At 74.5% G+C, this 19,513-nt stretch carries 17 protein-coding genes; 11 read left to right on the plus strand and 6 right to left on the minus strand.

The annotated features are described in order from the left end of the window. The first annotated feature begins 51 nt into the window (after positions 1-51). Positions 52-1,167: a DUF2330 domain-containing protein gene (locus tag ACLJTM_RS08410; RefSeq protein WP_411102797.1), complete on the plus strand. Its 1,116-nt coding sequence runs from the start codon at positions 52-54 to the stop codon at positions 1,165-1,167. Positions 1,168-1,295: 128 nt separating this feature from the next. Here the strand turns inward: ACLJTM_RS08410 and ACLJTM_RS08415 are convergent, their stop codons facing one another. The 3 genes from ACLJTM_RS08415 to ACLJTM_RS08425 all read right to left on the minus strand — a co-directional run bounded on the left by ACLJTM_RS08415 (position 1,296) and on the right by ACLJTM_RS08425 (position 4,033). Further along, complete coding sequence (locus ACLJTM_RS08415; RefSeq protein WP_411102798.1) at positions 1,296-2,150, minus strand: DMT family transporter; 855 nt, start codon at positions 2,148-2,150, stop codon at positions 1,296-1,298. 135 nt (positions 2,151-2,285) lie between these two features. Next, on the minus strand, positions 2,286-3,137 hold the full coding sequence (locus tag ACLJTM_RS08420) for a RimK family alpha-L-glutamate ligase (RefSeq protein WP_411102799.1): 852 nt from the start codon (positions 3,135-3,137) through the stop codon (positions 2,286-2,288). Beyond that, the gene (locus ACLJTM_RS08425; RefSeq protein ID WP_411102800.1) at positions 3,134-4,033 is read right to left on the minus strand and encodes a RimK family alpha-L-glutamate ligase; all 900 of its coding nucleotides are present in this window, start codon (positions 4,031-4,033) and stop codon (positions 3,134-3,136) included. Before ACLJTM_RS08425 ends, ACLJTM_RS08420 begins: the two co-directional genes overlap by 4 nt. 361 nt (positions 4,034-4,394) lie before the next feature. Between ACLJTM_RS08425 and ACLJTM_RS08430 the strand changes: the two genes are divergently transcribed. The 7 genes from ACLJTM_RS08430 to ACLJTM_RS08460 are packed head-to-tail and all read left to right on the plus strand — an operon-like array spanning position 4,395 to position 10,569. Beyond that, positions 4,395-5,957, plus strand: coding sequence for an ATP-binding protein (locus tag ACLJTM_RS08430; RefSeq protein WP_411102801.1), 1,563 nt, complete (start codon positions 4,395-4,397; stop codon positions 5,955-5,957). Further along, a complete protein-coding gene (locus tag ACLJTM_RS08435; RefSeq protein ID WP_411102802.1) occupies positions 5,954-6,355 on the plus strand; it encodes a roadblock/LC7 domain-containing protein in 402 nt (133 codons plus the stop codon). The genes ACLJTM_RS08430 and ACLJTM_RS08435 overlap by 4 nt, the downstream gene beginning before the upstream one ends. Then, on the plus strand, positions 6,352-6,705 hold the full coding sequence (locus ACLJTM_RS08440) for a DUF742 domain-containing protein (RefSeq protein ID WP_411102803.1): 354 nt from the start codon (positions 6,352-6,354) through the stop codon (positions 6,703-6,705). Before ACLJTM_RS08435 ends, ACLJTM_RS08440 begins: the two co-directional genes overlap by 4 nt. Then, positions 6,686-7,318 (plus strand): GTP-binding protein, encoded by a 633-nt coding sequence (locus ACLJTM_RS08445; protein ID WP_411102804.1) that lies wholly within the window; start codon positions 6,686-6,688, stop codon positions 7,316-7,318. Before ACLJTM_RS08440 ends, ACLJTM_RS08445 begins: the two co-directional genes overlap by 20 nt. After that, complete coding sequence (locus tag ACLJTM_RS08450; protein ID WP_411102805.1) at positions 7,315-8,553, plus strand: cytochrome P450; 1,239 nt, start codon at positions 7,315-7,317, stop codon at positions 8,551-8,553. Before ACLJTM_RS08445 ends, ACLJTM_RS08450 begins: the two co-directional genes overlap by 4 nt. Then, a complete protein-coding gene (locus tag ACLJTM_RS08455; RefSeq protein ID WP_411102806.1) occupies positions 8,550-9,785 on the plus strand; it encodes a cytochrome P450 family protein in 1,236 nt (411 codons plus the stop codon). Before ACLJTM_RS08450 ends, ACLJTM_RS08455 begins: the two co-directional genes overlap by 4 nt. A 52-nt stretch (positions 9,786-9,837) precedes the next feature. Then, entirely contained in the window at positions 9,838-10,569 is a 732-nt protein-coding gene (locus ACLJTM_RS08460; RefSeq protein WP_411102807.1) for a hypothetical protein, read from the plus strand. 403 nt (positions 10,570-10,972) lie between these two features. On the opposite strand, the gene ACLJTM_RS08465 is transcribed toward ACLJTM_RS08460, so the two are convergent. The 3 genes from ACLJTM_RS08465 to ACLJTM_RS08475 all read right to left on the minus strand — a co-directional run bounded on the left by ACLJTM_RS08465 (position 10,973) and on the right by ACLJTM_RS08475 (position 13,388). Beyond that, positions 10,973-11,701 (minus strand): anti-sigma factor family protein, encoded by a 729-nt coding sequence (locus tag ACLJTM_RS08465; protein ID WP_411102808.1) that lies wholly within the window; start codon positions 11,699-11,701, stop codon positions 10,973-10,975. Next, the gene (locus tag ACLJTM_RS08470; RefSeq protein ID WP_411102809.1) at positions 11,698-12,309 is read right to left on the minus strand and encodes a sigma-70 family RNA polymerase sigma factor; all 612 of its coding nucleotides are present in this window, start codon (positions 12,307-12,309) and stop codon (positions 11,698-11,700) included. The genes ACLJTM_RS08465 and ACLJTM_RS08470 overlap by 4 nt, the downstream gene beginning before the upstream one ends. An 83-nt stretch (positions 12,310-12,392) precedes the next feature. After that, positions 12,393-13,388, minus strand: coding sequence for a DUF1996 domain-containing protein (locus ACLJTM_RS08475; protein WP_411102810.1), 996 nt, complete (start codon positions 13,386-13,388; stop codon positions 12,393-12,395). Positions 13,389-13,576: 188 nt separating this feature from the next. On the opposite strand from ACLJTM_RS08475, the gene ACLJTM_RS08480 reads away from it, so the two are divergent. From ACLJTM_RS08480 to ACLJTM_RS08490, 3 genes are all read left to right on the plus strand, one after another. After that, on the plus strand, positions 13,577-14,344 hold the full coding sequence (locus ACLJTM_RS08480) for a DUF1838 family protein (RefSeq protein ID WP_411102811.1): 768 nt from the start codon (positions 13,577-13,579) through the stop codon (positions 14,342-14,344). Between the two features lie 389 nt (positions 14,345-14,733). After that, on the plus strand, positions 14,734-16,497 hold the full coding sequence (locus ACLJTM_RS08485) for a S8 family peptidase (protein ID WP_411103273.1): 1,764 nt from the start codon (positions 14,734-14,736) through the stop codon (positions 16,495-16,497). 240 nt (positions 16,498-16,737) lie between these two features. Further along, on the plus strand, positions 16,738-19,500 hold the full coding sequence (locus ACLJTM_RS08490) for an AAA family ATPase (RefSeq protein WP_411102812.1): 2,763 nt from the start codon (positions 16,738-16,740) through the stop codon (positions 19,498-19,500). The last annotated feature ends 13 nt before the right edge of the window (positions 19,501-19,513 follow it).

The raw sequence follows: 19,513 nt of genomic DNA on the forward strand, positions 1-19,513 counted from the left end.
GGCCGGGCGGGTGGCAGGAACCGGATGCGGCGGCGCTTCGTCTGAGGTGCCGTGCCGACGAAACGAAGAATCCTCGCGCTGCTGTTCGCCCTGCTCGCGACCCAGCTGGGCTCGCTGATCAGTCCGGCGTACGCCTGCGGCTGCGGGGCGATGGTGCCCGAGGGCGGGTCCGTCATCGGCGTCGACCGGGAGACGTCCGTGGTGCGCTGGGACGGTCGCACCGAGCAGATCGTCATGCGGTTCACGGTGGGCGGCGACGCCCGCCGGGCCGCCTGGATCATGCCCGTGCCGGGGAGGGCCACCGTCGAACTCGGCGACGCCGAGGTGTTCGGCGCGCTCGCCGACATGACGCGGCCCGAGCGCAGGGTCCGGACCCGCTTCTGGCCGCGCGAGGGCGACTGGCCCTTCACCTCGGGCGGCCGCGACACGGCCGGGGCCCCGGCCCCCGGCGCCGCAGCCCCGGGCGTCGGGGTCGTCGGGCGCGAGCGGCTCGGCGACTTCGACGTGGCCCGCCTGACCGCCACCGACCCCGGCGCCCTGCGCACGTGGCTGGAGGACAACGGCTTCCGGCTGCCGGACCGGCTGGCCACCGAGGTCCGGCCGTACGTCGACCAGGGCTGGGAGTACGTCGCCGTACGCCTCGCCCCGCGCGAGCAGGGCAGGCCGCTGGCGGGGGAGCTGGACCCGCTGAGCATCCGCTTCGACAGCGACCGGCTGGTCTACCCGATGCGGCTGTCGCGGATGGCGCGGGCGAGGCAGTCGCTCGGCCTGTACGTCCTGGCCGACCACCGGATGGAGCCCGTCTCCCCGATCGGCGGGAACACCCCGCGGGTGACCTTCGCGGGCGCCGTCGACCCGGGGGACGGTCCGGTCGCGGCGCTCACCGGGGGCGGACGGGTCTTCCTCACCGCGATCGACCAGGCCTTCCCCGAACCGGGCCGGATCGACGCCGACCACGAACTGCGCGCCACCGCCGAGGACACCCCGTACCGCAGGGTGGTGTACCGCGAGGAGCTGCTCACGGTCGGGGACGGCGTGCCCGTGTGGCTCCTGACGGTCTCGGCGGCCCTGTTGGGCGCCCTCACGGCCGGCGCGGCCCTGTTCCGTCGCCGCCGCGGCCGCGCGGCTGCGGCGGAGTCCTCCCGGAAGCCGCCATCGCGTCCTTGAGGCCGCGGGTCAGGCGCCGGCGGGGGCCCCGCGCGTGCGTGCCCGCCCTCCGCTCGACTTCCCCGCACGCTACCCGGCCCCGCCCGCTCTCCGGGGCGAGGGACCCGGCGCCGTCCCGCGGGCCCGGGTCAGGGGGCGTCCGCCCCGGCCTTCGCCAGGGCGAGTACGCCGCCGCAGACCAGGGCGAGGCCCAGCAGCTGGGGGAGCACCCACCAGTGGGCCCGCAGGTGCTCCTCGTACAGGACCACGCCCAGCGCGACGCTGAGGCTCGCGTCGCCGAGGGTCAGCGCGGGCTGCGAGGCGACCAGCGGGCCGCCCTGCATGGCGTGTTCGAGGAGCAGCAGGGCGCAGATCCCCGTCGCGCCGAAGGCGTAGGTCTGCCAGGTGGTCAGGAAGGCGACGAGGCCCCGCTCGTCGAGGATGTGCACGGCGGACTTCATCAGGGCGGCGGTGAGGGCGTAGCAGACGGCGGTGGCGGCTCCGAGGCAGCCGGCCCGGGCCCGGCCCGGCGGGCGGCGCAGCCCGGCCGCGGTGAGCGCGGCCACGACGCCGGCGCAGACCACCAGGGACAGCACCCAGCGTTCGAGCGGTACGTGCGTGCGGTTGCCCTGCGGGGAAGCGGCGACCAGGACGACCCCGAGCCCGGCCACCACTGCGGCCACGGCCAGCCAGAGGGCTCCGGGGAGCCGCCGGCGCGCCATCAGGGAGGCGATCAGCAGGGCGAGCGGCAGTTCCAGGACGAACAGCGGCTGGACGAGGGCCAGGGCTCCGGTGGCCAGTGCCAGGGCCTGTCCGACGCCCGCCGCGATCACGGCCAGGATTCCGGCGACCCACAGCGGCCTCCGCAGCAGGTCGAGGACCAGCCCGGGGCGCAAGCCGCCGCTCTGCGGGACGGTGAGTGCGGCCCGCCGCTGGAGCACCGTGGCCAGGGCATTGCTCAGTGCCGCGAACAGTGCGAAGAGGACCGGCAGGACGACGCCCATCCCCCGATCCTCACGGGGCCCGGCCCCCGTCGCCGCCGCGACACCGCCCGGGCCCCCGCCCACCCGGAGCATTCCCCCGTCCGGCCCTGCCGACGGCAAGACCGGTGCCCGCCGCTGCCGGGGGCCGGCGCCGGCTCAGGCGCGGCCGGGGCCGGCGCCGACCCCGGCGCCGGGGCCCGCGGGGGGCCGGGGGGTGCGGGCGCGGCTCAGGGCCAGGGCCGCCAGCGCCTCGGGGGCGCCCGCCTGGCCGCGGATGCCGGGGAAGGCGTTGACGTCGACGATCAGCGGTGAGCCGGCGCCGGTGGCGATGACGTCCACGCCGTAGACGTCCAGGGCGAACACCGCCCCCACCTCGCGCACCAGGTCGGCCCAGCCCGGGGGCAGTTCGTCCACGGGCAGCGGCCGGGTGGGACCGCGGCCCTGCGGGGAGAGCTCGGAGCGGCGCAGGGCGGCGAAGACCCGGTCCCCGACGGCCCACAGTTTGTGGTCCCAGCCGTCGTTCGGCGTGAATTCCTGGACGGTCACCGGCTCCTGCGCCCAGCCGGCGGCCAGGTCGGAGACTTGGTCGGGGCCGTCGACGCGGGCCACCAGGTCGCCCCGGCGGCTCTGCCGGCTCTTGACCACCGCGGGAAAGGCGGACGCATCCCCGGCGGCCCCGGCCGCCCAGGCGGCGAAGGACTCGTACGTCCGGGTCGCGGCGAAGGGCAGCCCGGCGCGGCGGGCGAGCGCGGCCATCGCCGTGCGGTCCTGGCACAGGGCGGTGGCCGACGCGGAGTTCACCACGGCAGCGCCCCGCCCCTCCAGGTGCCGGGCGAGTGCCAGGGCGGGCGCCGTGCGCGACTTCAGCAGGTACACGTCGGCGGCCACCGGCGGGGCCGGGTCCGTCCGCGGGTCGAGTACCTCCACGACGTGCTCCCGGGTCAGCAGGGAGGTGACGGCCGCCAGCAACGGATGGCCGGGCTCCGGGGTGATCAGGCCGATCCTCACGCGCCCTCCGCCGTCCGCACCGTCGCCTGCGCCGGGATGGAGACGGGCAGCGCCGCGTGCGGCCTCGGGTACGGGGCCGTGGAGCCGCCTGCCGTGGCCAGGCCCAGGACCGCCCGGGCGACCCGGGCGGCCGCGTCCGGGACCTGACGGAAACTCGGGAAGTCGTTGACGTCGACGACCACCGGACCGTCCGGGCCCAGCAGCACGTCCACCCCGTAGAGGTCGAGCCCGTACACCGAGCCCACCCGGGCGGCGATCGCCGCGACCTCCGCCGACAACGGCACGCGGCGCTCGCGCACCGAGGGGTCGGGGTGCAGCGGCGAGCAGCGCTCCGTGGCGAAGAGCTCGCCGCCGACCCCGTACACCTTGATGTCGGTGCCGGTGTTGGGGACGTACGGCTGGGCGATGAGCATGCCCTCGCCCGCCAGCAGCGGCAGCGTCTGCTCCAACTGCCGCGGCGAGGGCACCAGGCGCACGGCCCGCCCCGAGCTGCCGTCGGCCGGCTTGACGACCAGGGGGTAGTCCGCGTCCGGGATCTCGCGCAGCAGGGCGGGAGAGGCCACCGCGTACGTGGGCGGCAGCGGAAGCCCCCGGCCGCGCCCGATGGCTGCCGCGAGGGCCTTGTCGCGAACGCCCCGGATCGAGCGGGCGTCGTTGACGGTGGTCATCCCCGCCGCTGCGGCGGCTTCGAGGAGGGTCAGGCCCGGCCCGCCGGACACCGTCTTGAGCACCCAGGCGTCGTGGGCTCCGGCGTCCACCACCTCGGACATCCGCAGCAGCGATCCGCCCGGCCGCACCACGTCCACCCGGTGGCCCCAAGCGGTCAGCTGCCCGATCACCTCGTTCGGCATGCCGTCGTGGCGGTAGTGCTCCTCCACCAGGAAGCAGAGCCTCATGGACCTTCCCCATATTCCCCGGACGTCCGCCGATTCCGTCCGGCGAGTTGTGACGTCACAGGATGTCATGGACCGCAATGTGACGATCGGTCCGCGTCGGTCCCGGTCGGTCCGCGTGCGGTGCGGCCGGCCGGCGGGGGGTGCGACCGGCACCTGGCGCGAGCGGCCGGTCGATCGGGGAGAGCCGGTTTTTACCTTGGTCCCGTGGTCAAAAATCGCTGCAAAACAACCCTAAGTGATCACTTCCTCATATGATGAGGGTCAAGGCCTTTTTAAATCGATCAATAACTCTCCTATAGTTGGCCCCGGTTACCCCAGGAAACCAATTCCTCCGCTCCCGCCCGGTATGAGGCTTTGATCGATGACGGCGCCGCCCTCCCCACTCCGCCCCTCCGCGCTCGCCCTGCTGATCACCACAGCGGCCACCGGCGCGGTCTGCACGGCGGCGGTGGCAGCGGCCCCGTCGACCGTCCGCGTCCCCCTCGCCTGGTTCTCCGGTGCGGGCGTGCTGCTGCTGGCCGTTGCCGCGTTCGCGGTGACCTGGTCGACGCGCACCGCCCGGATGCAGCGCAGCCGGATCACCGCGCTGCGCGCCGAACTGGCCGACCGTGACGCCCACATCGCCCGGATGACCGCCGACGCCGCCCGCGACGCGGCCGCGCGCACCGCCGAACGGACCGGCATGGCGCAGGTCCACGCCACCGAACTGGCACGGCTGACGGCGGCTCACACCGCGGAGCTGGGGGCGCTGGCCGCCACCGGGGCGGCCGCCCGCGAGCAGCTCGGCGCCGAGCTGCGCCGCGCCGAGTCCGGCCGGGCCGCCGCCATGGCCGCCGCCGCCAACGCGGCCGGCCGCATGCAGGCGCTCGCCACCGGCATGCTGGCCGACCTCCGCGACATGGAGCACCGGCACGCTGACGAGGACGTGCTCGGCGACCTGCTCCACCTCGACCACCGCACCGCCCAGGCGGGCCGCCTCGCCGACTCCATCGCCGTGCTCACCGGGGCCCGTTCGGGCCGCCGCTGGGCCAAGCCGATCGTCATGGAGTCCGTGCTGCGCGGAGCCATGGGGCGGATCGGCAGCTACCAGCGGGTCCGGCTGCACTCCACCAGTGACGCTGCCGTCGCCGGACACGCCGCCGAGGGCGTCATGCACGCCTTGGCCGAACTCCTGGACAACGCGGCGAACTTCTCCCCGCCCACCGCCGAGGTCCACGTGTACGTGGAGGAGGTGCCGGCCGGGATCGTCATCACCGTCGAGGACAGCGGGCTGGTCATGAGCGAGGTGCAGCTGCGCCGCGCCGAACAGGCCGTGACCGCCGAGTCGCTGGACCTGGCCGGGCTCTCCGGTACCCGCCTCGGCCTGGCCGTGGTCGGCCGGCTGGCCCGCAAGCACGGGCTGACGGTCTCCTTCCGTCCCTCGGCGCGCGGGGGTACGGGCGCCCTGATGATGCTGCCCCAGGAGCTGATCAGCCGCACCCCGGCCGAACCCGCCGCAGCCCCGGAGCCCGCAGCCCCCGTACCGGCCGCCTCCCCCGCGCCCGACACCACTCCCGCAGCCCCGCCCGCGTCCGAGGGCGCCGGCCGCCCGGGGGAGCGTACGCACGAACGGGCCCAGACCCCGGCCCCGTACGGCGAACCGCCCGCAGACGGCGCCGAACCCCCCGCCCACGACGGCGGATCCACCGGGCAGCACCCGGTCCCCGACACCGGCGGGACCGCGCTTCCCCAGCGGCGGCGCGGCCGTACCCTGGCCGCCGCGCACCCCGACGGACCCGGCGCCCCCGCGGCGGCCCCCCGTACGGACACCGGCCCTGCCGAGTCCGCCCGTCCGGCCGCCCGCTTCGGCAGCTTCCGCCAGGCCGTCCGAGGCGCCTCGGCGCACCCCACGAACCCCCAGAACCCGGAAGGCACCGCGCAATGACCGGCTCCACCACCGACGAGACGCTCAGCTGGCTCCTGGAAGGCCTGCTGGAGCGCACCCCCGGCGCCCGGCACGCCCTCGTGCTCTCCCGGGACGGCCTCAAGCTGTGCCGCACCCCGGAGCTGTCCGTCGACCAGGCCGACCAGCTGGCCGCGATCGCCGCGGGCATCCAGAGCCTCTCGCACGGGGCGTCCATCGAGTTCGGCGACGGCACCGGCGGCGTACGCTCCGCCATGGCCGAGTTCTACGGCGGGATCCTCTTCATCGTCGAGGCCGGGGAGGGCGCCCACCTCGCCCTCGTCGCCTCCGAGGAGGCCGACGCCGGCCTCGCCGGACACAACATGTCCGAACTCGTGGAGCAGCTCGGCGAGCACCTCGTCGCCCTGCCGCGGGGATGAGCAGGGGCCGCACGGGCCGGGACGACTCCCCGGACCGGCTCTACACCCTCACCGGTGGCCGCAGCCGCTCCGGTTCCGATGCCTTCGACCTGGTCACGCTCATCGTCTCCGAGTGCGACCCGGTCCCCGGCATGCAGTCCGAGCATGCGGCGATCCTGCGCATGTGCCAGTACCCGACCGCGGTCGTGGAGATCGCGGCCGAACTGGGCCTGCCGGTCTCCATCGTCCGCATCCTCCTCGCCGACCTGCTCGGCACGGGCCGGATCAGCGCCCGCCACCCCCGCACCACGTACCGCCTTCCCGACCTCGACATCCTGGAGCAGGTGCTCGATGGACTCCGCAGCCTCTGACGCGATCCCCGAACCGCGTCGCCAGACCCTGCACAGCACCGCCGACAACGGCTTGAAGATCGTGATCGTGGGCGGCTTCGGAGTCGGCAAGACCACGATGGTCCGCTCGGTCAGCGAGATCCGCCCGCTGAACACCGAGGAGACCATGACGCAGGCCGGCGAGGCCGTCGACGACACCGACAAGATCGCCTCGAAGTCCGCGACCACCGTCGCCTTCGACTTCGGGCGCATCACCCTCGACGCACGCAACGTGCTCTACCTCTTCGGCGCGCCCGGCCAGGAACGGTTCTGGTTCCTGTGGGACCGGCTGTTCTCCGGCACCCTCGGCGCGGTCGTCCTCGTCGACACCCGCCGCCTCGCCGACTCCTGGTACGCCATCGACCGGCTCGAACACCACGGCACCCCCTTCGTGGTCGCCTGCAACGACTTCGGCGGACAGGAGCACACCCGGGAGCAGGTCCGCGCCGCCCTCGACCTGCCGCCCGAGGTGCCCCTGGTGTTCTGCGACGCCCGCTCCCGCGAGTCCAGTAAGCAGGTCCTCATCTCCCTCGTCCAGCACCTCCGGACGGCCGTCCGGTCGAACCAGCCGAAGACCCCGGAGCCCACCCCGTGACCACCCCCGCCGCCTCCGAGCCGCAGCCCGTCCCCCTCGGCGGCCCCCGCTTCCAGACCGATCCCCTCGGCCTGTACCGCGAGATGCGCCGCGACCACGGCGCCGTGGCCCCGGTCGTCCTGGACGGCGACATACCGGCCTGGCTCGTCCTCGGCTACCGCGAGCTGCACCAGGTCACCAGCGACCCGGTGCTCTTCTCCCGCGACTCCGAGCTGTGGAACCAGTGGGACCGCATCCCTGCCGACTGGCCGCTGCTCCCGATGATCGGCCGCCGCCAGCCGTCCATCCTCTACACCGTCGGGGAACGCCACCGCGAGCGGGCCGCCGTCATCAGTGAGGCCCTGGAGTCCGTGGACCCCTTCGAACTGAAGGGCCACGCCGAGCGGTTCGCCGACGAGCTGATCGACGACCTGTGCGGCAAGGGCTCCTGCGACATCGTCGGCGAGTACGCGATGCTGCTGCCGCTGCGCGTCCTCGCCCGGATCTACGGCTTCTCCGACGCCGAGGGCCCCGGCCTCGTCGCCGCCATGAACGACATGATCAACGGCCGGGAGGGAGCCCTCGCGGGCCAGGCGCACCTCGGCAGCTCGATGTACGCCCTGCTGGCCGCGAAGCAGGCCGAACCCGGCCCGGACGTCGCCTCGCGCATGCTCGCCAACCGGGCCGGCTTCACCGTCGACGAGATCGCCCAGGACCTGATGGTGATGATGGCCGCGGGCCACCAGCCCACCGCGGACTGGATCGGCAACTCCCTGCGCCTGATGCTCACCGACCCCCGGTTCGAGGCCTCCCTGGCCGGCGGCCGGCACAGCGTCGGCGAAGCCATGAACGAGGTGCTGTGGGAGGACACCCCCACCCAGAACGTGGCCGGCCGCTGGGCCTCCCGCGACACCCACCTCGCCGGACGCCGCATCGCCGAGGGCGACCTGCTCCTGCTGGGCCTCGCCGCCGCGAACGCCGACCCGCACGTGCGCACCGACGCGGGCGCCCTCACCGGCGGCAACAGTGCCTTCCTCTCCTTCGGGCACGGCGAGCACCGCTGCCCGTTCCCGGCCCAGGAGGTCGCCGAGGTCATCGCCCGCACCGGCATCGAGGTCCTCCTGGACCGGCTGCCGGACGTCGACCTCGCCGTCCCCGCCTCCGCACTGTCCCGGCGCCCGTCCCCTTGGCTGCGCGGGCTCTCCGAACTCCCGGTGACCTACACCCCGACCCCCGCCCTTGGAGCCACCCGATGACGTGCCCGATCGACCACTCCGCCGCCGCGCCCCTGACCCTGGACCCCTTCGTCACCGACCTGGACGCGGAGAGCGCCGCCCTGCGCGCCGCGGGTCCGCTGGTACGGGTGGTGCTGCCGGGCGGCGTCGGGGTGTACGCCGTCACCCGCCACGCCGAGGCACGGGCGCTGCTGACCGACTCCCGCGTGGTCAAGGACATCAACGCCTGGGGTGCCTGGCAGCGCGGCGAGATACCCCTGGACTGGCCGCTGATCGGGCTCGTCAACCCCGGCCGCTCGATGCTGACCGTCGACGGCGACGAGCACCGCCGGCTGCGCACCCTGGTCGCGCAGGCCCTGACCGTCCGCCGGGTGGAGAGGCTGCGGGCCGGCATCGAGGCCCTGACGGCCGGCATGCTCGACCGGCTCGCCGCACTGCCCGCCGGTGAACGCGTGGACCTGAAGGCCGAGTTCGCCTACCCCCTCCCGATGAACGTGATCAGCGAGCTGATGGGGGTGGACGCGGCCGAACACCCCCGGCTGAAGGCGCTGTTCGAGAAGTTCTTCTCCACGCAGACCCGCCCCGAGGAAGTCCCCCAGATGATGGCGGACCTCGGCGCGCTCTTCTCCCGCATCGTGGAGGCCAAGCGCCAGAACCCGGGGGACGACCTGACCAGCGCCCTGATCGCCGCCTCCGAGGACGGGGACCGCCTCACCACGGAGGAGATCACCAACACCCTCCAGCTGATGGTCGCGGCCGGGCACGAGACCACCATCAGCCTGATCGTCAACGCGGTCGTCGCCCTGGAGACCCACCCCGAGCAGCGCGCCCGGGTGCTCAAGGGCGAGGTGCCGTGGGAGAACGTGATCGAGGAGACCCTGCGCTGGTCCACCCCGACCTCGCACGTGCTGATCCGCTTCGCCGCCGAGGACATCGAGGTCGGGGACCGGATCCTGCCCGCGGGCGAAGGGCTGATCATCTCCTTCGGCGCCATCGGCCGCGACGAGGAGCAGTTCGGGCCCACGGCCGGGGAGTTCGACGCCACCCGTACCCCGAACCGGCACATCTCCTTCGGCCACGGCCCGCACGTGTGCCCCGGCGCGGCCCTGTCCCGGCTGGAGGCCCTGGTGGCACTTCCGGCGCTGTACGCCCGCTTCCCGGGCCTCTCCCTGGCCGTCGCCCCCGAGGAGCTCCGCAACAAGCCGATCCTGACCCAGAACGACCTCTTCGACCTCCCCGTCCGGCTGTCCTGACCGGGTGGAAAATCGCATGTGCTCCCGCCCCCGCCCCTGTTAGGTTCACCGTGTGCCGAAGCTGAATCAGATCATCGCAGTGGAAAAGGGCGTCAAGTCCAAGTCCCTCCAGGAGCTTTCGCAGGCTCACCACGACGTCCAGAAGCCCGCCCTGCTGGCCGGTATCTCCCGGACCTACCAGCCCAAGGACGAGGAGGGCGAGCAACTGCCCCCGGAGTCCACCCGGGTGCAGGTCATGGCCGAGGACGTGCTGCGGGCCACCGCGGTGACGCTGACGCGGCTCTTCGACGTGACGGCGACGAAGGACTGGGCGAACCGCACGGCGGCGGCGGACGTGGTCGTGGACGGCTCCGTGCTGCTCGCACAGGTGCCCGTGCCGTACCTGCTGTTCCTGGAGAAGCAGCTCACGGACCTGCACACCTTCGTCCGGAAGCTGCCGGTGCTGGACGCCTCCGAGTCCTGGAGCCTGGACCCGTCCACGGACACCTGGAAGACGGACGCCGTGCGCACCATCCGCACGAAGAAGGTGCCGCGCAACCACGTCAAGGCCGAGGCCACCGAGAAGCACCCGGCTCAGGTCGAGGTCTACTACGAGGACGTCCCGGTCGGGTACTGGACCACGGTGAAGTTCTCCGGCGCGCTGCCCGCACGCCGGGTGAACGAGCTGCTCGACCGGGTGGAACGGCTCCAGCAGGCGGTCAAGTTCGCCCGTGAGGAGGCCAACGGCGCCGAGGTCGTCGACCAGCGGGTCGGCGACGCGGTGCTCGGCTACCTGTTCAGGTAGCCCCGAGAACGCCCTCCGTGCGAGCGGGGGGTGCGCGAGAGCGCAAGCTGAAACTGATGTTGAAGCTGACCCAGGGGTGTCAGACGGGGGTTCGAATCCCTCCCCCGGCACTGCGTGCCGGGGTGGCCCAGCCTGGCAGAGGCGGCCCCTTGAATCTCAGATTCTCGCTCCAGTCTCAGTATTCGCCGCCGAACACCGGATCGACCGAGCCCGGACGACCACCGACGGATGAGGGTTCAAGTCCCTCCTGCGCCTCTGCGTGGCGCGGTAGTTCAAAGGCAGAACACGTCGGCATCACCATGATCCGCGGCTCTTAAACGCCGCCGGTGTGCGCAATTGGGTGGCAAGCAGGAGCCCGGGAGCTGGACATGCTCCCGGGCTCTGTCACGTTCCCGCCCGTCCGCTACACCGGAACGGACACGAAGGTCCGGCCCGCCTCGTTCTCGACGACGACCGCCCTGACGTCGGCCGGGTCCACGGCCGCAGAGCCGTCCAGGGAGGCCCCCTTGCCCCCGCCGCCCTCCTGGCCGGCGCCCACGACCCAGCCGCCCGCGGTGGTGCGCGTACCGTCCTTGGCGACGACGACCAGCCGGCAGCGCTCGCCCGGCGGGATGCCGGTGACGGCGGCGTTGACCCGCACCCACCGGGCGGCGGGAGTCATCTGCACGGTCATCCGCGCCCCCGAGACCCGGTCGGTCGCCGAGGCCACCCTCGTCCCGGCCGGCGGCGGCGAAGGAGCGGCCGAAACCGACGGGGAGGGGGACGGCGGGAGCGCCTCCGGGGCCCCGTCGGCGCCGCCCAGCCGGGCTCCGGCCCAGAACACGGCGGCCAGCGAGGCGGCGGCGGCCAGCCCGGCCAGAGCCGTGCGGCGGCGCCGCTCACCGGAGCGCTCCCCGCGCATCTGCCGCAGCGTCCGCTGGAGCAGCAGGTCACCGCCCTGCGGCGGTCCGTCGAGGAACGCCTCGTCGGGCACCTCGCCGAGCGCCCGCTCCATCTCCCGCAACGCGGTCACCTCCTCCCGGCACTGCAGGCAGCCCTGCATGTGGTCCTCGACCCGGCGGGCCTCCCCGCCGTCCAGGACGCCGAGCACGTACGGGCCGAGAAGTTCCTCCTCGTGCCGCAGCCGGTTCATGCCACCACCTCACGCAGTCCGGCGGGCTGCTGGGGCGGCCTGCCCGTTCGTTTCCCTGTTCTGGAGTCGCTCTCCCTGCCAAGACCTTCCCTGAACACCTCGCGCAGGGCCTTGAGGGCGTAGTGCGAACGCGATTTCACCGTGCCCGCGGGAATGCCCAGGGCGTCGGCCGCCTCGGCGACGCTGAGCTGGCGGTAGTACAACTCCTTCAGCACGTCCCGGTGTTCCGGCGACAGCTGGTCGAGCGCCCCGAGCACCGTCATCGAGTCCACCACGGAGTCCGCGTGGTCCGCTTCCACCGCGGGCGCGCACGCCTCACCGGAGACCTCCGCGGGCCGTGCCGCCCGGGCCCGGTACCGGTCGGTGATGATGTTGCGGGCCACCGTGAGCAGCCAGCCGCGCACCGAACCCTTCCCGTTGACCAGGACCTCGGAGTGCCGCCAGGCCCGGAGGAGGGTCTCCTGGACCACGTCCTCGGCGGCTGCGCGGTCCCCGGTCAGCCGGGTGGCGTACGCGAGCAGGGCGTGGCCGTGCTCCTCGTACACCGATGTGATCAGTACCTCATCGGTCGAGCCCCGCCGAGTGCGGGGCCACAGTGGTCCGGCCATCTCACCCTCTCCGTCTTCCTCGACTGCCTGGTGCGGTCGGAACACGCCCGCGCGAGGCCCGCGGTTCACGTGACGTACGTCACTCACATCCGGCAGGCCCGGCCGGTGTTCAGGCAGTCGGCGACGGCAGCGGCCTGCTCGGCGGTCATCGCGTTCACGAACATGGCGTGGTCGGTCTTCGGGCTGTGCCGCTGCTCGGGAAAGGAGTCGAGCGCCACGGGCGCGCCCGCGGGCAGCGCGTAGGAGAAGGACAGGCGCAGCTCGGGCACGGGGAAGGTGCCGCGCGGGCAGACCCCGTTGGCCGCCGGGAACACCAGGTGCGAACGGCGCCCCGCACTGACGGTGTCGAGGCCGTTCCAGCAGCTGGGGAAGGTCAGGGTGCGGGTGAGCCGGTCGCCCGCGGGGCAGCGGGGGTAGCGGGTGGTGGTCCGGTCGGGGAAGCCGGAGCACCCCCAGCGGGCGCGGACGTCCCTCTCGTCGGCCGCCGTGTACGCGACGGCGTCACCCGTCATGCCGCGCAGGAAGCGCGGCATGGGCACCACCTTGCTCACCGGATTCCCGTGGAACTCCACCAGGACCGAGGCCTCGGGCAGGATCTCGCCCGTGTTGCCGTGCCCGGCCGAGCCCTCGTGGGGGCGGGCTCCGGGCCGGTCCGGGCGGCGCAGGACCGGCCAGTAGTACGTGGACCGGTCGCCGCCCGCACAGCTGGTGGCGGCCGCGGCCAGCGAGGCGTCGGTGGACATCGCACCGGTGGAGAGGTTCCCCACGTACGCGTGCGTGTGGTGGGCCCCGGACGGCACGCCGGGCGAGACGACGAGGTTGTCCTCGTTGTAGTGGCCTTCCGCGTTGCGCCCGCAGTCCACCGCCGCCGAACCGGTCGAGGCGTCGGGCCCCCGGGCCGGGGCGGGGCCGGCGTCGGGCGCGACCGCACGGATGTCCACCTGGTCGAAGGGCGCGGGGCCCGCGCCGGAACCCCGCTGCGGGCCGCCCGACCGCGAGGCGCCCAGCACCGCGGCGAGCAGGCCGCCGCCCAGGACCAGGCAGACGACGAGAGTGAGCAGGCGGCGTTCGTTCCCCATGGCGGTCACGGTCGCCGGTGGCGCAGGCGGCGTCAACCCGGCGGCGCCCCGGCGCCGGCCCGGCGCGGAGTCGGCGTACGTGCCTGCCCCGTAGCCCCGGGCAGATCAGGGGATGCGGGCAGAAGGGCCGTGGTGGAACGATTGCGGAGGGTTGCCGAACCGGGCGAGGGCCCCGCACAGTTCGCCGTATGACACCCGCCGAGCTCCTCAACGCCCTCGCCCGCACCCGGGCCTCGCTCGACGGCCGCGAGGTCGTCTTCTGGTGGTCCGGCGACGTCTGGTCCTGGGCCCCGGGCGAGGCCCACCAGCGGCTCTTCGGCTTCGAAGGGCTCAACGTCGCCCGCCTGGTTCCCGGGGACGGCGAGGACGGCGGCTACCAACTGCTCACCAGGGAAGCGGCCTTCTACCTCGATCCGGTCACCCGGGAGATCCTGGAGACCTGGGAGGACAAGCCCGTGGTCCACGTCTGGAACGACCCGGCGAACCAGAAGTGGCGCCCCTTCCCCGTCCCCGTCACCCGCCTCGGCGACCAGGTCTGCTTCAGCCTGGAGATCCCGCTGGCCTACCCCTCCCCGCTGCCCGTCGCCCGGTACCCGAAGAACTCCGCGGACGACACCTACCGGGCCCTGGAGCTCTTCCAGTTCTTCGCGCCCGCGTCGGTCCTCACCACCGACGCGGTGAGCGTCCCGTCGGCCATGTCGTGGACACGGATGTCTCCCTGGCTCCCCTGGATGGAGCGGGGGCAGCAGCCCGGCGGTCTCACCTTCCACTGCCGCGGCCGCAAACTGGACGCGTACGCCGAGGCGCCCGAGCGCACCCGCGCCTACATCGCCGCGCACCGCCCCGAGTTCGCCCATGCCCCGGAGCGGTGGACCGAACCGAACGAGACCAGCTGGACCACCTTCCGCACACTCGCCGAGGGCCGCCGGGACGCCCCCCGCCGACCGCACGGCTGACCTGCGGGGGAGCGGGGCCGCACCACCCCCGGGGGAGCCGGAGGGGGCCGACAAGGGTTTTCCCCGTATCGAGTTCATCCCCCCGTTGCCTACTGTCTGCCCACCGGCGATCTTCCCCCGCCCCCGGCCACGCTCCCACCCCACATGGCGCGAGGCCGTCGGGCGGTACGGACCACCGGTCATGCCGTTGCCCTGAGCCCCACCGTCGTGGACGGGCAACGTGGCGCGCAGCGGTGGCCGGGACGGGTGTCGACCAGCCCGTCCCGGTCCCGCAGCCGCCGGTTCACCTCCCACACTGCACCGACCGGCCGCTCCGGCCTGCCCGGAAACGGCCCGCGAAAGGGAACACCGTGCACGCATCCAGACGTAGGCTCATATCCGTGGTGGCCATGTCCGTCACCCTGCTCGCCGGCTCCGCCACCGCTTCCGTGGCCCTCGCCGCCGAGGTTCCGGCCCCCGGCCCGGCCGCCGCCGCCGGGACCGCCGCCACCGCGCCGGTCGAGAACCTCATCGTCGGATACAAGTCCACGGCCACCGAGGCAAGCTCCAACACCGCAGCCGCCGACGACGCCGCCACCAAGGGCAAGAAGGCCGGCAAGAAGGCCACCTTCGACCGCCGCCTCGGCACCGGTGCCGCCCTGGTCAGCCTGGGCGCGGCCGTCGCCCCCGCCGAGGCCGCCGACCTCATGGCGCAGTTCCGCGCCGACCCCGACGTCGCCTACGTCGAGCCCGACTCCCGTGCCTACGCGCTGGCCACCCCCAACGACACCGAGTACGCCAAGCAGTGGGACCTCTTCGAGCCCACCGCCGGCATGAACGTCCCCGCCGCCTGGGACAAGACCACCGGTGCGGGCGTCACCGTCGCCGTGATCGACACCGGCTACGTGGCCCACTCCGACGTCGCCGCGAACGTGGTCGCCGGATACGACTTCATCAGCACCTCCAGCGCCGCCCGCGACGGCAACGGCCGCGACGCCAACCCCGCCGACCAGGGCGACTGGAGCGCGGCCGGCGAGTGCGGCGTCGGCTCCAAGGCCAGTGACTCCTCCTGGCACGGCACGCACGTCGCGGGCACCATCGCCGCGGCCACGGGCAACTCCAAGGGCATCGCCGGCATCGCGTACGGGGCGAAGATCCAGCCCGTCCGCGTCCTCGGCAAGTGCGGCGGCGCCACCTCCGACATCGTCGACGCCATCACCTGGGCCTCCGGCGGCACCGTCGCGGGCGTCCCGGCCAACGCCACCCCCGCCAAGGTCATCAACATGAGCCTCGGCGGCTCCGGCGCGTGCACCGCGACCTACCAGAACGCCATCAACGCCGCCGTCGGCCGGGGCACCACCGTCGTGGTGGCCGCGGGCAACAGCAACGCGGACGCCGCCGGCTTCTCGCCCGCCAGCTGCAACAACGTCGTGAACGTCGCCGCCAGCAACCGCACCGGCGACCGCTCCTTCTACTCCAACTACGGCACGATCATCGACGTCGCCGCCCCGGGCGGTGAGACCCGCCGCGCCACGGACACGCCCGGCACCGTCACCACCCCCGAGAACGGCATCCTCTCCACCCTCAACGGCGGCACCACCACCCCCGGCGCCGAGCTGTACAAGCCGTACCAGGGCACCAGCATGGCGGCCCCGCACGTCGCGGGCCTCGCCGCCCTGCTGAAGTCCGCGAACTCCGCGCTGACCCCGGCCCAGATCGAGTCGGCGATCAAGGCCAACGCCCGCCCGCTGGCCGGCACCTGCACCGGCGGCTGCGGCACGGGCCTGGCCGACGCGGCCGCGACCGTCGCCGCCGTCACCTCGGGCCCGGTCACCCCGGCCTTCGAGAACACCGCGGACTTCGCCATCGGCGACAACGCCACCGTGGAGAGCCCCATCACCGTCAGCGGCGTCACCGGCAACGCCCCGGCCGCCCTCAAGGTGAACGTGAACATCGCGCACACCTACATCGGCGACCTGAAGGTCGACCTGGTCGCCCCGGACGGCTCCGTCTACGTCCTGCACAACCGGGCCGGCGGCAGCACCGACAACATCAACCAGGCCTTCACCGTCAACGCCTCCTCCGAGGTCGCCAACGGCACCTGGAAGCTCCGCGTGAACGACAACGCGGGCGGCGACACCGGCAAGATCGACTCCTGGAGCCTCGGCTTCTGATCCGGCCGCCCGGCCCACCCGGCCGCGCCCCGGTCCCCACCCGGCCTGACGGGCCGATAGTACGGACCAACCCCGCCCCCCGGACCTGCCGGTACACCCGTACCGGCAGGTCCGGGGGGTTTTCCCGTCAGCTGACTGATTTCTGCGTCACAATCCGGGTCCACCCGGCATCCGACCTCGTATTGTCGCGTCTCACAGGAAGGGCACAGGAGCTGGGGACCGAGAGGCTGGTGGCTGTGCGTGGTGGCGGCGACGGGGCACGCTGACACGAGCGTAGGACACGGGGAACTGATCAAGGCCGTCGACCGCGCGCTGACCACGCACGGCCGGGCCCTGGTGACGGGAGCCGCCGGAGCGGGCAAGACCGAGCTGGTCCGCGCCGTCGCGGCCGCGGCGCAGTCCCGTCGCGAGAGCGTGCTCCTGCTCGCCCCCGAGGCCGCCGACCAGTGGATACCCGAGGCCTCCGCCGCCGCGCTCCTCGCCTCCGTGCCCGCCGCCGCACTGGAACGCCTCTCCGGACCGCAGCGCACCGCCATCGCCCTGCTGCGCCGCGAGGCCGACGCCCCCCGCGCCGGCCGCGACCACGTCGCGCTGCGCCTGGCCGTCGTCGAGGTGCTCCGCACCCTCGCCGCCCGCCAGCCCGTCCTGCTCGTCCTGGACAACGCCCAGTGGCTCGACGCCGAGACCACCGACCTGCTCCGCTTCGCCCTGCGCCTCACCCCGGCCCGGGTCCGGGTCCTGGTGGCCGAATGCGTCCAGGGCGGGGCCCCGGTGGGCGAGCGCCTCTGCGGCCCCGGCACCCCGGCCGTGCCGGTGCCCCCGCTCGGCGCCGACGAGGTCGCCGAACTGCTCGTGCGCCGGGGCCTGCCCGCCCGGCTCGCCGGCCGGATCCACCAGGCCAGCGGCGGGAACCCGCGCCTGGCCCTGGCCCTCGGCCAGTCCCTCGCCGACGCCCATGACGGCGGCGCCCACCACGCCGACACCCTGCCCGTCTCCGGACCTGCCCGCGAAGTCGCCCGCCGCCTCCTCGCCGCCGCCCCCGCCCGGACCCGCCGGACCCTGCTGCTCGCCGCCCTGGCCGCCCGGCCCACCACCGCCCTGCTGCGCCGGGCCGGGCGGCCCGACGCCGAAGCGGAGCTGGCCGCGGCGGAACGGGCCGCGCTGGTGCGGGTCGGCGAGGACGGAGCCGTGGAGTTCACCGCGGGCGCCCTGCCCACCGTCCTGGCCGCCGACGCCGGCTGGCCCGACCGCGCCGCCGGGCACGCCGCCCTGGCCGCCGCCGTCGACGACCCCGTCCAGGCCGTGCGCCACCGCGCGCTCGCCGTGGACACCCCCGACCAGTGGCTCGCCGAGGAGGTCACCGCGGCCGCCGCAGCCTGCCGCCGCCGCGGCCAGCGGGCCCTCGCCGCCGAACTGGGCCTGCTCGCGGCCGAACGCACGCCCTCGCAGCTGGCCGGGGAGGAGCTGGCCCGGCTCGTCGCCGCCGCCGAGGACGCGGGCTGGGCCGGCCGCGCCGACCTGGCCCGCCGTGCGACCCGGGCCGTCCTGGCCCGGGACGCCTCCCCGGCCGACCGGGTACGGGCCCGGCTCGCCGTGATCGACGCCGCCGGGCAGGCGCTGGGCGCCCTGGAGGAGACCTTCGCCCACGCCGCGGACGACGCCGCGGGAGACCCCGCCCTGCAGGCCGCCGTCCAACTGCGGATCGCCTGGAAGCACAACCTCAGTGACGGCGACCCCGTCCGCTCCCGGGACGCCGCCGCCGAGGCCGGCGAGCTCGCCGCCCGGGGCGGGGACCCGGTGGCCGAGGCGATGGCCCTCACCGTACGGGCCCGCATGGGCCGGATCCTGGGCGACGCGGGCGCCGAGGAGATCCTCGCCGAGGCCCTCGCCCTGCCCGCCCCCGAAGTGCCCCTCGGCATGCGCAACGCCCCGCGCTACCTCGCCGTCCGCCACGCCCTCTTCGACGACCGCCTCGCCGAGGCCCGCCGCCTGCTGCTGGTCCTGCTGCCCGCCGTGCAGCGCACCGGTTCCGCCGAGGACGTCTTCGAGGTCCTGCGCAGCCTCACCGAGGTGGAACTGCGCGGGGGCCGCTGCGAAAGCGCCTCCGCCCATGCCCGGCGCGCCCTGGAACTGACCATCGAGGCGGGACTGTCGCCCGGCCCCGCCTGGTACGTGGCCGCGATGGCCGAGGCCGTGGGCGGCGGGTTCGCGCGCGCCGCCGGGTATGCCAGGCGCGGCATCCAGGCCTCCGAGGAAGAGCAGGACCAGGTGTTCCTCTCGCGCAGCCTGCACGCCCTCGGCCTGGTCGAACTGGCAACGGGTGAGGCGGCCAAGGCGGTGGCGACCCTGCGCCGGGTCGCCGCCCTGGAGGCCGCCCAGCAGGTGGTGGACCCCTCGATCCTGCGCTGGCACGGGGACCTGGCCGAGGCCCTGGTCGCCGCGGACGCCCCGGACGAGGCCGCCGCCCTCCTGGACGGGGTCAGGGAGGTGGCCCTGCGCCTGGGCCGCGCGGGAGTGGTCGCCGCCCTCGACCGGGCCCGGGGCCTGAGCTTGTCGGCGCAGGGAGAGGCCGACGCGGCCGTCGCCCTGCTGGAGGCCACCGAGCAGCGGTTCACCGCCCTGCACCTGCCGTGGGAACGGGGCCGCACCCTGCTGGCCCTCGCCCGGGTGGAGCGCCGCCGGCGCCGGCGCGCCCCCGCCCGGGAGGCACTGCTGGCCGCCGCCGGGGTGTTCGAACGGGCCGGCGCGGCTCCCTGGGCGGAGCTGGCCCGGGAGCCGGCCGCCGCAGGCGGCGAGGGCGGCGCCGGGGACGCGGCCGCCTCGCTCACCGAGGCCGAGAGGCGCCTCGCCGTGCTCGTCGGCCAGGGGGCCAGCAACCAGGAGGCGGCGGCGAAGCTCTTCGTCAGCGTCAAGACCGTGGAGGCGCGGCTGACCCGCATCTACCAGAAGCTCAACGTGCGTTCCCGGGCCCAGCTGGCCACCGCACTGCGCGGCGGCCGCTGAGCCCGGGCACCGG

The organism is Streptomyces sp. cmx-4-9 (genome assembly GCF_046548835.1).
Taxonomy (GTDB): domain Bacteria; phylum Actinomycetota; class Actinomycetes; order Streptomycetales; family Streptomycetaceae; genus Streptomyces.

Coding starts and splice junctions, on each gene's coding strand:
- ACLJTM_RS08470 (WP_411102809.1), bottom strand. CDS start 12,309: ATGGCCGGACCACTGTGGCCCCGCACTCGGCGGGGCTCGACCGATGAG.
- ACLJTM_RS08440 (WP_411102803.1), top strand. CDS start 6,352: ATGAGCAGGGGCCGCACGGGCCGGGACGACTCCCCGGACCGGCTCTAC.
- ACLJTM_RS08475 (WP_411102810.1), bottom strand. CDS start 13,388: ATGGGGAACGAACGCCGCCTGCTCACTCTCGTCGTCTGCCTGGTCCTG.
- ACLJTM_RS08415 (WP_411102798.1), bottom strand. CDS start 2,150: ATGGGCGTCGTCCTGCCGGTCCTCTTCGCACTGTTCGCGGCACTGAGC.
- ACLJTM_RS08465 (WP_411102808.1), bottom strand. CDS start 11,701: ATGAACCGGCTGCGGCACGAGGAGGAACTTCTCGGCCCGTACGTGCTC.
- ACLJTM_RS08430 (WP_411102801.1), top strand. CDS start 4,395: ATGACGGCGCCGCCCTCCCCACTCCGCCCCTCCGCGCTCGCCCTGCTG.
- ACLJTM_RS08485 (WP_411103273.1), top strand. CDS start 14,734: ATGTCCGTCACCCTGCTCGCCGGCTCCGCCACCGCTTCCGTGGCCCTC.
- ACLJTM_RS08445 (WP_411102804.1), top strand. CDS start 6,686: ATGGACTCCGCAGCCTCTGACGCGATCCCCGAACCGCGTCGCCAGACC.
- ACLJTM_RS08455 (WP_411102806.1), top strand. CDS start 8,550: ATGACGTGCCCGATCGACCACTCCGCCGCCGCGCCCCTGACCCTGGAC.
- ACLJTM_RS08480 (WP_411102811.1), top strand. CDS start 13,577: ATGACACCCGCCGAGCTCCTCAACGCCCTCGCCCGCACCCGGGCCTCG.
- ACLJTM_RS08435 (WP_411102802.1), top strand. CDS start 5,954: ATGACCGGCTCCACCACCGACGAGACGCTCAGCTGGCTCCTGGAAGGC.
- ACLJTM_RS08425 (WP_411102800.1), bottom strand. CDS start 4,033: ATGAGGCTCTGCTTCCTGGTGGAGGAGCACTACCGCCACGACGGCATG.